The sequence below is a fragment of the Cellulosimicrobium sp. KWT-B genome, from assembly GCF_002127155.1.
GTDB classification, from domain to species: Bacteria; Actinomycetota; Actinomycetes; order Actinomycetales; family Cellulomonadaceae; genus Cellulosimicrobium; species Cellulosimicrobium funkei.
Map to the genome: position 1 here is coordinate 162,135 of NZ_NEDO01000005.1, position 13,118 is coordinate 175,252.

Here is a 13,118-nt window from a genome sequence, read left to right on the forward strand (position 1 = left end):
CGCCGTCCGGCCCGCGGTCAGCGCGCGCGCCGCCGCACGAGAACGAGGTCGTCGCGGTGCACGACCTCGCGGTCGTAGCCTTCGCCGAGCTCGGCCCGCAGCTCGGTGGTCGACCGCCCGAGGAGGTCCGGGATGTCGCGCGACTCGAACGCGACCAGGCCCCTGGCGACCACGCGCCCGTCGGACGCCACGAGCTCGACCGGGTCGCCGGCGTCGAACTCGCCCTCGACCGCGGTGACCCCGGCGGGCAGCAGCGAGGCCCGCCCGCCCTGCACGGCCCGCACCGCGCCGTCGTCCAGCACGAGGCGGCCGCGCGTGCGGGCGGCGTGCGCGAGCCAGAGCCGACGGCGCGTCGTCCGCCTGCCCGTCGCGGCGAACCAGGTCCCGACGGGCTCGCCGGCGAGCGCGGCGGCGGCGTGCTGCGCCTTGGTGAGCACCACGGGGATGCCGGTGCCGGTCGCGATGGAGACCGACTCGAGCTTGGTGAGCATGCCGCCCGTCCCGACCGCGCTCCCCCGTCCCGTCACCTCGACGCCCTCGATGTCGGCCGGCGAGCGCACCTCGGCGATCCTCCGCGCGCCCGGGCGCGTCGGCGGGCCGTCGTACAGGCCGTCGACGTCCGTGAGCAGGACCATGGCGTCGGCCCGCACGAGGTGGGAGACGAGCGCGGCGAGCCGGTCGTTGTCGCCGAAGCGGATCTCGTCGGTCGCGACGGCGTCGTTCTCGTTGACGACGGGCACGACGCCGAGGTCGAGCAGGCGCTCGAGCGAGCGCTGGGCGTTGCGGTAGTGCCCGCGACGCACCGTGTCCTCCGCGGTGAGGAGCACCTGCCCGACGCGCAGCCCGTGCGCTGCGAACGCCTCGGCGTACCGGGCGACGAGCATGCCCTGCCCGACCGACGCCGCGGCCTGCGCCGTCGCGAGGTCGCGCGGTCGGCTCGCGAGGCCGAGGGGGCCGATCCCGGCGGCGATGGCGCCGGACGTGACCAGCACGACCTGGCCGCCGTCCGCGCGTCGGGCCGCGAGCACGTCGACGAGCGCCCGCAGGGCCGCGAGGTCGAGGTGGCCGTCGGCGCCCGTGAGCGACGACGAGCCGATCTTCACGACCACGCGGCGGGCGGAGGCGATCTCGGAGCGGGAGGACAGCGCGTTCACGCGACCATCATCGCCGCCGGAGGGCCGCCGCCGCGCACGATTTCACGGACCAGGACGCCTGCGCCCGGGACAGCACCGCTCCCGGGCCGCGCCGAGGACGTCCCGGGCACGGCCGAGGGCCCGGTCCCCACGGGAACCGGGCCCTTGGCGGCGCGGACGACGCCGGGTCGGTCGGACTCCAGGTCAGTCGGACTCGGGGTCCGTCCAGGTGCCGGCCTGGCGCTCGGTCCACAGCTCGCGCCGCGCCTCCGCCTTGGCGTCCATGCGCTCGTGGTGCTCGCGCCGCTTCTCGGAGCGGGTCGGGCGCAGGCTCTCGTCGAGGCGGTTGTCGGAGCCGCGCGGGCCGCCGAGCAGCTCGGAGCCCGACATGAGCGTCGGCTCCCAGTCGAAGACGACCGCGTTGACGTCGCTGCCGATGCGCACCTCGTCGCCCGCGACGGCGCCCGCCTCGAACAGCTTGTCCTCGACGCCCAGGCGCGCGAGGCGGTCCGCGAGGTAGCCCACGGCCTCGTCGTTGGAGAAGTCCGTCTGGCGGACCCAGCGCTCCGGCTTGGCGCCGCGCACCTCGAACCAGTAGTCGGTCGCCCCGCCCTTGCGCTTGACCGTGAACCCGGCCTCGTCGACCGCGCGCGGCCGCAGCACGACGCGCGTCGGCTCGGGGGCGGGCGCCTCGGCGCGCGCCTTCTCCACGAGCTCGGCGAGCGCGTACGTCAGCGGACGCAGGCCCTCGTGGCTCGCGGTCGAGATCTCGAACACCCGCAGGCCGCGCGCCTCGAGGTCGGGCTTGACGAGCTCGGCCAGGTCGCGCGCCTCGGGGACGTCGATCTTGTTGAGGACGACGAGGCGCGGACGCTCGGTGAGCGGCACCCGCCCGCCCTCGATCTCGAGGTCCTGCGCGTACGCGGCGAGCTCCGCCTCGATGACGTCGAGGTCGCTGATCGGGTCCCGGCCGGGCTCGAGCGTCGCGCAGTCGAGCACGTGCACGATCACCGCGGTGCGCTCGATGTGGCGCAGGAACTCCAGGCCGAGGCCCTTGCCCTCGCTCGCCCCCGGGATGAGGCCCGGGACGTCCGCGACGGTGAAGCGCGCCGAGCCGGCCTGCACGACGCCCAGGTTGGGCACGAGCGTCGTGAACGGGTAGTCGGCGATCTTGGGCCGCGCCGCGGAGATGGCGGCGACGAGCGACGACTTGCCCGCGCTCGGGTACCCGACGAGCGCGACGTCCGCGATGGTCTTCAGCTCGAGGACGACGTCCCGCTCCTCGCCCGGCTCGCCGAGCAGGGCGAAGCCCGGCGCCTTACGGCGAGGGGACGAGAGCGCCGCGTTGCCGAGACCGCCGCGGCCGCCCTCGGCCACGACGTACTCGGCGCCCTCGCCGACGAGGTCGGCGAGCACCGTGCCGTCGGGCGACTTGACGACCGTGCCGTCCGGGACGCGCAGGACGAGGTCCTCGCCGTTGGCGCCGTCGCGGTCGTCACCCATGCCCTGGGTGCCCGACGTCGCGTGGCGGTGCGGCGAGTGGTGGTACTCGAGGAGTGTCGTGGTCTGGGAGTCGACGACGAGGCGGACGGTGCCGCCGTCACCGCCGTTGCCGCCGTCGGGGCCGGCGAGCGGCTTGAACTTCTCGCGCCGGACCGAGGCGCACCCGTTCCCCCCGTCGCCGCCGGAGACGTGCAGGACGACACGGTCGACGAAGCTGGCCATGGAGGGATCCTCTCAGAGGTGGGTCGTGCGGTGCCGCGGTCGCGGCGGGTGGTGCGGCCCGCGGGGACGGGCGCCGGAAACGGCAGGAGGGGCGCACCGCGTCGGTGCGCCCCTCCTGCTCGAAGCCTCTGTGGCTGTCGCTCAGCCCTCGGCGGAGACGATGTCGACGACCTTGCGGCCGCGACGGGTGCCGAACTGGACCGCGCCGGCGGCCAGGGCGAACAGCGTGTCGTCCTTGCCGCGGCCGACGTTCTCACCGGGGTGGAAGTGGGTGCCGCGCTGGCGGACGATGATCTCGCCCGACTTGACGACCTGCCCGCCGAAGCGCTTCACGCCGAGGCGCTGGGCGTTCGAGTCGCGACCGTTGCGCGAGGAGCTCGCGCCCTTCTTGTGTGCCATGACGAACCTGCTTTCGTGCTGGTCTGCTGAGGGAGGGTGCCGTCGGCGCGGCGCGGCGCGGGGCCGCTAGCTCGCGCCGGGCGAGATCACTTGATGCCGGTGACCTTGAGGCGGGTCAGCTGCTGACGGTGACCCTGGCGACGGCGGTAACCGGTCTTGTTCTTGTACCGCAGGATCGTGATCTTCGGACCCTTCTCGTCCCGCACGACCTCGGCGGTGACCTTGACCTTCGCGAGCTTCGCCGCGTCGGTGGTCACCTTCTCCCCGTCCACCAGCAGGAGAGCGGGCAGCTCGAGGGACTCACCGGCCTTGGCGGACACCCGGTCCACCACGACGATGTCGCCGACGGAAACCTTCTCCTGACGGCCACCGGCCTTGACGATCGCGTACACCACGTTGCTGCTCATCTCTCCTAGTCTTGGCGTGCTCGTCACGGCGAGTTCGTCTTGGAGACTCCGACCACGCCGCGGCGTGCGAGTGCGAGTCGTCCGTGGGCACACGGGACCGGCGCGCCTGGGCGCGCCGACGTCCAAGATTACGGACCGCAGGGCGTCCTGGTCAAATGGCGCGCACGGACCCCGGCGCGGGCGACCGCTCCGGGGCGCGTAGCAGGCGTCGCACCGAGGACCGTGGACGGTGGCGCCTCCGTGCGACGAGGCCGCCGGCCGACCCTACTCGAGGACGAACGTGACCTCCAGCACGACCTGCCAGGCCGTGATGCGGCCGTCGGCCACGTCGACCTTCTGCTCCTTGACCCACGCGCCCGAGACGTTGCGCAGCGTGCTCGCGGCGCGCTCGACGCCGATCCGCACGGCGTCCTCGAAGCTCGTGTCCGACCGCGCGCTGATGTGCGTGATCCGTGCCACCGTTCCGCTCATAGCGGCTCCCCGGTCCAGGGCGGGCGCACCGATGCGCCCGCGCACCCGTCGAGCATCCCGCCGTCCCCGCGGCCGCGCCACCGGGGCGCCTCCCGCTCGGCACCGTGCCCCGGCTACCCGGGCGCGCGGGCCAGCCACCGTGCCTACGCTGGCCGTGGAGGTGGTCGCATGCGCCCCACGGTCCCGCCCGACGCCGAGCGCCGGGACGACGCCGTCGCCGCGGCGATGCGCACGGTCGACCGCCGCGGCTTCCTCCCCCGCGCGCAGCGGCGCTGGGCCGCGCAGGACCGGCCGCTCGCCATCGGCCACGGCCAGACCAGCTCGCAGCCGTCGACGGTCGCCGCGATGCTGCGCCTGCTCGACGTCGTCCCGGGCGCCCGGGTGCTCGACGTCGGCGCCGGGTCGGGCTGGACGACGGCGCTGCTCGCACGGCTCGTCGGACCGACCGGGCGCGTGCTGGGCATCGAGCGCCACGCCGACCTCGCCGCGTGGGGCGCGGCCAACCTCGCCGCGGTGCGCGCGCCGTGGGCACGCCTCGTCCTCGCGACGCCCGGCGTCCTCGGCACGCCGGGCGAGCAGTACGACCGGGTACTCGTCTCGGCCGCCGCCGAGGCCCTCCCCCGCGCCCTCGTCGACCAGCTCGTGCCCGGCGGGCGCCTGGTCGTCCCCGTGCGGCACACGATGCTCGTCGTCGTGCGCGACCCCGACGCCCCGGACGGGGTGCGGGTGAGCGAGCACGGGTCCTACTCGTTCGTCCCGCTCGTCGAGGACCCGGCGGGACCGGCCCCGCCGCCGTCCTGACGACGCCACGGGGCTCCTGGCAGGTGCAGCCGACAGCGCGCCTCGTAGCTCTCGGCGCCGCCCACGTGCGCGGCGACCGGCGCGAGCGGGTCGCCCGCCCCGCCGCCGTCGGGCTCCGGCTCCCGGACGACGCGCACGTGGAACGCGGCGTCCTCGCCGCACACCGCGCACACCGCCGTGAGCTTGTCGACGCGCTCGGCGAGCGCCGCGAGCGTGGGCAGGGGTTCGAAGGGCCGCGCGTCGAACGTGACGTCGAGCCCGGCGACGACCACGACGAGCCCGTCGTCGGCGAGCCGCTGGACGACGTCGACGAGCTCCGGCCCGAAGAAGTGCGCCTCGTCGACGGCGACCAGGTCGAGCGCCCCGGCGCCGCGGACGATCCGCTCGAGGTCGTGCGCGTCGCGGGCGGTGCGCGAGGGGATCGCGAGGCCCGAGTGCGAGCTCACAGTCCCGGTGCCGCGCCGGGTGTCGAGGACGTGCCCGACCACCTCGACGCGGCGCCCCGCGACCTCCGCGCGCCGGACCCGGCGCAGGAGCTCCTCCGTCTTGCCGGCGAACATGGGGCCGCACACGACCTCGACGCGCCCGCCGGGGCGGGCCGTCGGGGGCCCTGCGTCAGCGCCCCCGGGAACGGTCCCGGGGGCGCCCGGGCGTGCCGCGTCGCTCATGCGAGCAGTGAACCACCGGCTCAGTGGTGGCGCGCGCCGCCGTTCGACGACGGCCGGACGGGCAGCGGCTTCGGCTCCCCGGCGGGACCGAGGACGGAGACGCGGTCGGGGGCGCCGGGCCGCGCGTCCCGGCGGCTGAGGAGCGTCGTGCCGGACGAGGCAGGGCTCGCCGCGTCGGTCGGTGCGTCGGCCTGCTCGTCGCCGGAAGCCGCCGGGGCGGCGTCGGCCCGGGCGTCGGGAGCAGGTGCCGTCTTCTCCCCCTCGGGCGCGGGCGTCGGCTCGGCCGTCGGCACCCCCGCCGCGATCCCGGCGAGCCCGGGCCCGCCGATCCCCGGGACGGACCGGACGAGCGGGAGCTCGCGCGTCCCGGTGCCCGCCGCACGGCCGCCCTCCGCGGTGCGCTCGACCGCCGGGTCGGGCGTCGGCCGCTCCCCCGCCGATCCCTGGGCCGGCCGCTCGTCGTCCGCGTCGCGCTCCGCCGACGCGCCGGGCGCGGGCGGGGTGGCTGCCTCCCGGCGACCGGGTGCGGGCGGCGCGACGTCGGCCGCGCGCGTCGGCCGCGCGTCGAGGGCCGGGTCGGCCGGCAGGACGCCGCGGTTCAGCTCGCCGTACGGCACGTGGACCGACGGCGCGACCCGGCGCGCCGCCTCGACCACGGCGCGCTGGTCGTCGAAGAAGATGTGCGGCCGCAGCACCTCGAGCACGCCGCCCTTGTCCACGCCCCCGAGGAAGAACGCGTCGTCGACCGTCACGCCCCACGAGGAGAGCGTCGCGACCGCGCGCTCGTGCGCCGGGGCCGAGCGGGCCGTGACGAGCGAGACGTGCACGCGCGGCCGGTAGGACGGATCGGTCGCGTGCCGCTCGCGCTCGACGACCTGCACGCGGTGAATGCCGACGAGGAGCTCGCGCAGCGGCCCCCGGCCGAGCGGCACGTCGGCGTTGAGCACCTCGTGCTCGCGGAACGACGCGAGCCCGCCGTCCTGGTAGCGGCGCTCCGAGGAGTCGTCGGCGAGGACGCCGTCGAAGTCGAACGCGATGCGCAGCTCGTCGCCCTCCTCGTCAGCGAACGTCGGGTCGAGCACGTACCCCGCGGGCAGGCCCAGGTCGACGGCGTCGCGCACGGAGCGCTCGTCGGCCGAGAGGAAGAGGTCCACGTGCAGGGGACGGATGAACTCGTGCAGGCTGCGCCCCTGGCGGAAGACGGCGCGCGTGATGTCGAGGTCGTGGTGCCGCACCGAGCGCATGACCCGCAGGCCGGTCTCCGGGGAGTTGCGGGACATGACGATGACCTCGACGAGCGGGTCGTCGGCGGAGGGAGCGAGGTCGTTGAGCGCGAGCAGGCGGCGCACGAACCCGAAGGCGACGCCGGGGGCCAGCGCGTCGTCGCGGTGGCGCTCCTGGAAGTCGCGGTACGCCGCCTCCCCCTGCGTGCGGAACACGCGGTCGGACTCGGTGAGGTCGAACAGTGCGGACGAGGCGACGCCGACGACGAGGCGGCCCGAGAGGTCGTAACCCATGCGCGCATGATGCCAGGTGCCGGTGACGTGCGCGAAGACCCCCCGAGAGCGGCCCCGCGAGGAGCCTCGGGCGCGTACCGCGTCCGAGGCTCCTCGCGGGAGAGAGGGCTGCGGGATCGTCCGGGGAGATGCGGCAGGGGCGGAGGTCCGCAGACCTCCGCCCCTGCCGCAACCGCACCGCTCAGCTCTCGGTGGGCTCCGACACGCTGTCGTCGCCCGCCGTCGGCGCAGAGCCGTCCGCCGGCGCTTCGGCGCCGTCGTGCTCGTGGGCGTGCGCCGCGGCCGCCGCGATCGTCGCGAGCGTGGCCTTGACCGCGGCCCGCGCCTCCGACGTGACCTCCGGCAGGACCGGGACGGCGGGCTGCGGGAGGGTGATCCCGGTGTCCTTCGGCGCCGAGGCGCCCGAGCCGGAACCGCGCTTGCGGCGCGACCGTGAGCGGCCGCCCTCGGCGGGCTCCTCGGCGGCGGCGCCGCCCCCGTTGCCCCCGGCGTTCCCGTTGCCGTTGCCGTGGTTGCCGTGGTCGTGGCCGCCGCGGTTGCCGCCCGACTTCTCGATCGGGTCGGTGTGCACGATGAACCCGCGCCCGTGGCAGTGCTCGCACGTCTCGCTGAACGCCTCGACGAGGCCCTGGCCCACGCGCTTGCGCGTCATCTGGACGAGGCCCAGCGACGTGACCTCCGCGACCTGGTGCTTGGTCCGGTCACGGCCCAGGCACTCGACGAGGCGGCGCAGCACGAGGTCGCGGTTCGACTCGAGCACCATGTCGATGAAGTCGATGACGATGATGCCGCCGATGTCGCGCAGCCGGAGCTGGCGGACGATCTCCTCGGCCGCCTCCAGGTTGTTGCGCGTCACCGTCTCCTCGAGCGTGCCGCCCGAGCCGGTGAACTTGCCGGTGTTGACGTCGACGACGGTCATCGCCTCGGTGCGGTCGATGACCAGCGACCCGCCCGAGGGCAGCCAGACCTTGCGGTCCATGCCCTTGGCGAGCTGCTCGTCGACGCGGTGCACCGTGAAGACGTCCTGCGTGCCCGTCCACTTCGAGACGCGCTCGCGCAGGTCGGGCGCGAGCTCCTCGACGTACGTCGAGATCTCCGACCACGCCCCGTCGCCCTCGACGACGAGCGAGCTGAAGTCGTCGTTGAAGATGTCGCGGACGACGCGGATCGCGAGGTCCGGCTCGCCCTGGAGCAGGGCGGGTGCCGACGCGGTCTTCGACTTCTTCTCGATGGCCTCCCACTGGCCGCGCAGGCGCTCGACGTCGGCGCGCAGCTCCTCCTCGCTCGCACCCTCGGCGGCGGTGCGCACGATGACGCCCGCGCCGTCGGGCACGACCTCCTTGAGGATCTTCTTCAGGCGGTTGCGCTCGGTGTCGGGGAGCTTGCGGCTGATGCCGGTCATGCCGCCGCCGGGGACGAACACGAGGTAGCGGCCCGCGAGCGTGATCTGCGACGTGAGGCGTGCGCCCTTGTGCCCGATCGGGTCCTTGGTGACCTGCACGAGCACGGAGTCGCCCGACTTGAGCGCCTGCTCGATGCGGCGCGGCTGGCCCTCGAGCCCGGCCGCGTCCCAGTTCACCTCGCCCGCGTACAGGACGGCGTTGCGGCCCTTGCCGACGTCGATGAACGCGGCCTCCATGCTGGGCAGCACGTTCTGGACGCGGCCCAGGTACACGTTGCCGGCCATCGACGCCTGCGACTGCTGGGAGACGTAGTGCTCGACGAGCACGCCGTCCTCGAGCACGGCGATCTGCGTGCGGCCGCCGCGCTCGCGCACGACCATCGACCGCTCGACCGACTCGCGGCGCGCGAGGAACTCCGCCTCGGTGATGATCTGGCGACGACGACCCGCGTCGCGGCCCTCGCGGCGGCGCTGGCGCTTCGCCTCGAGCCGTGTGGAGCCCTTGAGCGCGGTGACCTCGTCGGCCAGGCTGCGCTCGCGCGGGCGGGAGCGCGTCGTGGTCGTCTCGCCCTCGCCCCGGCTCCCGCGGCGACGACGGCGACGGCGGCGGCTGCCGCCCGCCTCGTCCTCGCCCTGCTCGTCCCCGGGCTCGTGGTCGCTCTCCTCGGCGTCGGCCGGCGCCGCCGCGTCGGCCGGCTCGTCGTCCTGCGCCGACGGCGTGGCGTCGTCCTCGTCCTGGTCGCGCTCCTGCTCGCGGTCCTGGTCACGTCCCCCTTCCGGACGACCGCGACGCCCGCGGCCACCACGGCGGCGACGGCGGCGCGGGCCGGAGTCGGCGTCGGCGTCGGCGTCGGCGTCGGCCTCGTCGGTCGCAGGCTGCTCGTCGGGCTCCTCCGCCTCGTCGAGCTCGACGAAGTCCTCCGGCCCGAACGCGTCCTCGGGCACCTCGACGCCCTCGGCGACGAGCTCGGACTCGATGGCCTCGATCTCCTCGACCGCGGCCGCGTCCTCGCCCGTGAGGACGAGCTCGGTGGCGGCGGGCTCCTCGACGGGGGTCGACGGCTCAGCCGTCTGCGACTCGGTCGTGCGCGACTCGGCAGTGCGCGACTCGGCAGTGCGCGACTCGGCAGTGCGCGACTCGGCCGTGCGGGACGCGGGCGCCGACGCCCTCCGGCCGCGACGGCCGCGGGTCCCGGTGGTGGGCTCGGGCGTCGCCGTCGGCTCCGCGGTCGCGACCGGCTCCGTCGTGGCGACCGGCTCCGTCGTGGCGGGTGCCGGGGCGGCCGGCTCGACGTGGCGGGGCGGCCCGGCCGGGCTCTGCGCACGACGCGGACGGCGTGGCGCGGCGGCCGGGTCGGGCGCCTGGAAGAGCAGAGCGGTCGTCGCGAGGCGCGGGGTGCTGGTCCCCGCACCCGTCGCGGCGGGCGACGCCGGGCCGCCGGCCGGGGCCGACGACGCGGCAGCGGCCTCGGGCGCGGCCGGGCTGTGGGCCGCGGCGGTCGCCTCCGGTGCCGCCTCGGCGGGCTTCGAGGTGGCGCGGCGCGAGCGGCGCGCCGGCTTCTTCGCGGGCTCCGCGGACGCCGGCGCCTCTGCCTCGGCGGGCGTCGGCTCGGCGGCGGACGGCGCGTCGGCCACCGCCGGGGCAGCAGCCTCGGCGGCCGGGGCCGCGGTCTCGGCGGCCGGGGCCGCGGTCTCGGCGGCCGGGGCCGCGGTCTCGGCGGTCGGGGCCGCTGCCGCGGAGGTCGCGCGGCGCGACCGGCGCGCGGGCTTCTTCGCAGCGGGTGCCTCGACGGGCTCGGCCGTCGTCGGCGTGCCAGACGGCGCGGTGTCTGCGGCCGGGGCGTCCGGCTCGGCGACCGGCGCGGCCTCGACGGCCGGAGCCTGCGCGGTCGTGCGCGTCGCCCGCGTGCGCTTCGCGCGGCGCGGGGCGTCGGCGGCTCCCAGCAGGGCGTCGGCGTCGGGCGCCACCGTGGCGGCCGGGGCCTGCTCGGCGGCGGGCGGGGCGCTGAGGCCGAACTCAGAGAGGACGTCGAGCGGCGCGTCGCCGGCCGGGGCCTTCGTCATCTTGCCGCCACCCTGGGCGCGGCGCGGCGCGCGGGCGCGAGGGGCGGGCTCTGCCGCCGCCGGCTCCGCCACGGCGTCGGCGGCCGCGGGGCTCGCGTCTGCCGGGACGTCGGCCGGGGCGGACGCAGCGGGAGCCGCCGGAGCGGCGACGGACGGCGTGGTGCGGGTCGCGCGACGCGAGCGGCGCGCGGGCGGGGTCGTGGCCTCGGCCACGGGTGCGGTCTCGGGCGCCTCGGGCGCCGGGGTCGCGTCCGCGGTGGCCGCCGCGGGCGCGGCGACGTCGGAGGCAGCCGTCGCCGCGGGCGGCGTCTGCGGCGGTGCCGCGCTGCGCGTCGCGCGGCGGCGGGCGGGCTTGCGCGCCGGGGTCGTCGGGCTCTCGGCCCGGTCCGCGGCGGCGTCCGCCGTCGACTCTGAGGGGGTGCTGTCGGAGGTGCTGTCGAGCGTCACGCGTCGTGCTCCTGCTGCCACAGGGACCGCCCCGCACCGTGCGGCCCGTCGGGCGGTCGGTCGTCGCTCGGGACGAGCGCACCGGAGCGCGTCGTCCGGCGACGGAAGTCGTCGGTCACGGCCGCGGTCCGCGTGCGCGGCGCGGGCGCCTGCCACCGGGCCCTTCGCCCCGGTCGGCGCGCCGACTGCCGCGGTCCGCTGGTGCCGCGATCTCGTGCTCGCCGGGTGAGCGATGCGGAGCCCGCCCGGCTCCGCCCAGTATCGCACAGGGGTGCGGACGAACCCGGGCGACACGCACCGCGCCCCGGGCCGCCGGTCCCGCCAAGCCGGGACCAACGTCCCGGGACCTTGTGAACATAGTCACAAGCGGCGTGTTTTCAGTACTTCGCGTCATCTCCCGGCCCTCGGATGCGGCAGATTGGGACCTAGCGCCGGACCCGGGCCGTCTCTCACCGGCCCCCGCCCGGCGGCACCTCCCGATACTCCGCCGTCACTTCCCCGACCCGGTCGGGCCCCCCGAGGAGCGCACGTGGATGCCCTAGCCCTGGCGCGGTGGCAGTTCGCCATCACGACCGTCTACCACTTCATCTTCGTCCCGCTGACGATCGGCCTGTCGCCCCTCGTCGCGATCATGCAGACGGCGTGGGTCCGCACCGGCAACGAGCGCTGGCTGCGCCTGACGAAGTTCTTCGGCAAGCTGCTGCTCATCAACTTCGCGCTCGGCGTCGTCACCGGCATCGTGCAGGAGTTCCAGTTCGGCATGAACTGGAGCGAGTACTCGCGCTTCGTCGGCGACGTGTTCGGCGCGCCGCTCGCCATGGAGGCGCTCGCCGCGTTCTTCATCGAGTCGACGTTCCTCGGCCTGTGGATCTTCGGGTGGGACCGCCTCAACAAGAAGGTGCACCTCGCGTGCATCTGGGCCGTCGCGATCGCCACCAACCTCTCCGCGTTCTTCATCCTCGCCGCGAACTCGTGGATGCAGCACCCCGTTGGTGCGATCTTCAACCCCGAGACCGGGCGCGCCGAGATGAACGACATCGGCGCCGTCCTCACGAACAACACCCTCTGGGCCGCGTTCCCGCACCAGATCACGGCGACCTTCCTCACGGCGGGCACGTTCGTCACGGGCATCGCGGCCTGGTGGATGGTCCGTCTCGTGCGCACCCGCAAGGCGGAGAACGTCGAGCTCGCGCGCGACGTCTACCGCCCGGCCGTCACGCTCGGCGTCATCGCCATGCTCGTCGGCGGGCTCGGCGTCGCCGTCTCCGGCGACATCCAGGGCAAGATCATGTACGAGCAGCAGCCCGGCAAGATGTCGTCGGCCGAGGCGCTCTGCCAGGGCTCCGAGGGTGCCGCGTTCTCCATCCTCACGATCGGCGACCTGTCGAACTCGTGCGAGAACGTCCGGCACCTCATCGAGATCCCCGGCCTCGCGTCCTACCTCGGCACGGGCCACTTCTCCGGGCCGGAGAGCTACCTGCCCGGCGTCGAGGACGTGCAGGAGCAGATGACCGAGCGCTACGGCGACGTCACCGCGTCCGGCGACCCCGTCACGTACACGCCGAACCTCGCGATGACCTACTGGTCCTTCCGGCTCATGATCGGCATGGCCGCCGGCTCCGTGCTCCTCGCGCTCATGGCGCTGTGGCTCACCCGCAAGGGCCGGGTCACCGACAACAAGTGGTTCGCGCGCGTCGGCCTCATCGCCATCCCCATGCCGTTCCTCGCGAACTCGTTCGGCTGGATCTTCACGGAGATGGGCCGCCAGCCCTGGGTCGTCGCGCCGAACCCGACGGGCATCGACCAGATCCGGCTGCTCACCGAGCGCGGCGTGTCCACCGTGGTGAGCCCCGGCGTGGTGCTGACCTCGATGATCGTCTTCACGCTCGTCTACGGGGCGCTGGCCGCGGTCTGGTTCACGCTCATGCGGCGCTACGCGATCGAGGGCGTCCCGCTCACGGTCCGCGACGAGTCCCCGGAGGCCCAGGAGCCGCCGGACGAGGACTCCGAGTCCGCCGACCGTCCGTTGTCCTTCGCGTACTGACACGACGCGCCTGAACCCGCCCAGAAAACTCAGGAGACAC

At 75.4% G+C, this 13,118-nt stretch carries 11 protein-coding genes; 2 read left to right on the forward strand and 9 right to left on the reverse strand.

All coding sequences use genetic code 11. The features are described from left to right. Positions 1 to 17: 17 nt before the first annotated feature. The 5 genes from proB to B9L22_RS16185 form a co-directional block, all read right to left on the reverse strand. Positions 18 to 1,145, reverse strand: coding sequence for a glutamate 5-kinase (gene proB / locus B9L22_RS16165; protein ID WP_086151243.1), 1,128 nt, complete (start codon positions 1,143 to 1,145; stop codon positions 18 to 20). A gap of 192 nt (positions 1,146 to 1,337) precedes the next feature. Beyond that, positions 1,338 to 2,858, reverse strand: coding sequence for a GTPase ObgE (gene obgE, locus B9L22_RS16170; protein WP_043658397.1), 1,521 nt, complete (start codon positions 2,856 to 2,858; stop codon positions 1,338 to 1,340). A gap of 141 nt (positions 2,859 to 2,999) precedes the next feature. Next, positions 3,000 to 3,257 (reverse strand): 50S ribosomal protein L27, encoded by a 258-nt coding sequence (gene rpmA / locus B9L22_RS16175; RefSeq protein WP_021482383.1) that lies wholly within the window; start codon positions 3,255 to 3,257, stop codon positions 3,000 to 3,002. Between the two features lie 86 nt (positions 3,258 to 3,343). Further along, entirely contained in the window at positions 3,344 to 3,652 is a 309-nt protein-coding gene (rplU, locus tag B9L22_RS16180; protein ID WP_198285668.1) for a 50S ribosomal protein L21, read from the reverse strand. A gap of 276 nt (positions 3,653 to 3,928) precedes the next feature. After that, complete coding sequence (locus B9L22_RS16185; protein WP_021482381.1) at positions 3,929 to 4,135, reverse strand: dodecin family protein; 207 nt, start codon at positions 4,133 to 4,135, stop codon at positions 3,929 to 3,931. 168 nt (positions 4,136 to 4,303) lie between these two features. On the opposite strand from B9L22_RS16185, the gene B9L22_RS16190 reads away from it, so the two are divergent. Then, complete coding sequence (locus B9L22_RS16190; RefSeq protein WP_086151149.1) at positions 4,304 to 4,936, forward strand: protein-L-isoaspartate O-methyltransferase; 633 nt, start codon at positions 4,304 to 4,306, stop codon at positions 4,934 to 4,936. Here the strand turns inward: B9L22_RS16190 and B9L22_RS16195 are convergent. The 4 genes from B9L22_RS16195 to B9L22_RS20655 all read right to left on the reverse strand — a co-directional run bounded on the left by B9L22_RS16195 (position 4,879) and on the right by B9L22_RS20655 (position 11,153). Beyond that, positions 4,879 to 5,604 carry a thymidine kinase gene (locus B9L22_RS16195; RefSeq protein WP_086151150.1) on the reverse strand — a complete coding sequence of 242 codons (726 nt, stop codon included), beginning with the start codon at positions 5,602 to 5,604 and terminating at the stop codon, positions 4,879 to 4,881. The two genes, B9L22_RS16190 and B9L22_RS16195, sit on opposite strands and share 58 nt — an antisense overlap. A 20-nt stretch (positions 5,605 to 5,624) precedes the next feature. Continuing rightward, complete coding sequence (locus B9L22_RS16200; RefSeq protein ID WP_086151151.1) at positions 5,625 to 7,121, reverse strand: 5'-nucleotidase; 1,497 nt, start codon at positions 7,119 to 7,121, stop codon at positions 5,625 to 5,627. 181 nt (positions 7,122 to 7,302) lie between these two features. After that, positions 7,303 to 11,034: an Rne/Rng family ribonuclease gene (locus B9L22_RS16205; RefSeq protein WP_233140194.1), complete on the reverse strand. Its 3,732-nt coding sequence runs from the start codon at positions 11,032 to 11,034 to the stop codon at positions 7,303 to 7,305. Further along, positions 11,031 to 11,153, reverse strand: coding sequence for a hypothetical protein (locus B9L22_RS20655; protein ID WP_255181389.1), 123 nt, complete (start codon positions 11,151 to 11,153; stop codon positions 11,031 to 11,033). The genes B9L22_RS16205 and B9L22_RS20655 overlap by 4 nt, the downstream gene beginning before the upstream one ends. 410 nt (positions 11,154 to 11,563) lie before the next feature. Here B9L22_RS20655 and B9L22_RS16210 point away from each other — a divergent pair, with 410 nt between their 5' ends. Continuing rightward, a complete protein-coding gene (locus B9L22_RS16210) occupies positions 11,564 to 13,078 on the forward strand; it encodes a cytochrome ubiquinol oxidase subunit I (RefSeq protein ID WP_061266797.1) in 1,515 nt (504 codons plus the stop codon). The last annotated feature ends 40 nt before the right edge of the window (positions 13,079 to 13,118 follow it).

Excerpts from the sequence above, each read along its gene's own strand:
- obgE (WP_043658397.1), bottom strand. The coding sequence starts at position 2,858 with ATGGCCAGCTTCGTCGACCGTGTCGTCCTGCACGTCTCCGGCGGCGAC.
- rpmA (WP_021482383.1), bottom strand. The coding sequence starts at position 3,257 with ATGGCACACAAGAAGGGCGCGAGCTCCTCGCGCAACGGTCGCGACTCG.
- B9L22_RS16185 (WP_021482381.1), bottom strand. The coding sequence starts at position 4,135 with ATGAGCGGAACGGTGGCACGGATCACGCACATCAGCGCGCGGTCGGAC.
- B9L22_RS16190 (WP_086151149.1), top strand. The coding sequence starts at position 4,304 with ATGCGCCCCACGGTCCCGCCCGACGCCGAGCGCCGGGACGACGCCGTC.
- B9L22_RS16195 (WP_086151150.1), bottom strand. The coding sequence starts at position 5,604 with ATGAGCGACGCGGCACGCCCGGGCGCCCCCGGGACCGTTCCCGGGGGC.
- B9L22_RS16200 (WP_086151151.1), bottom strand. The coding sequence starts at position 7,121 with ATGGGTTACGACCTCTCGGGCCGCCTCGTCGTCGGCGTCGCCTCGTCC.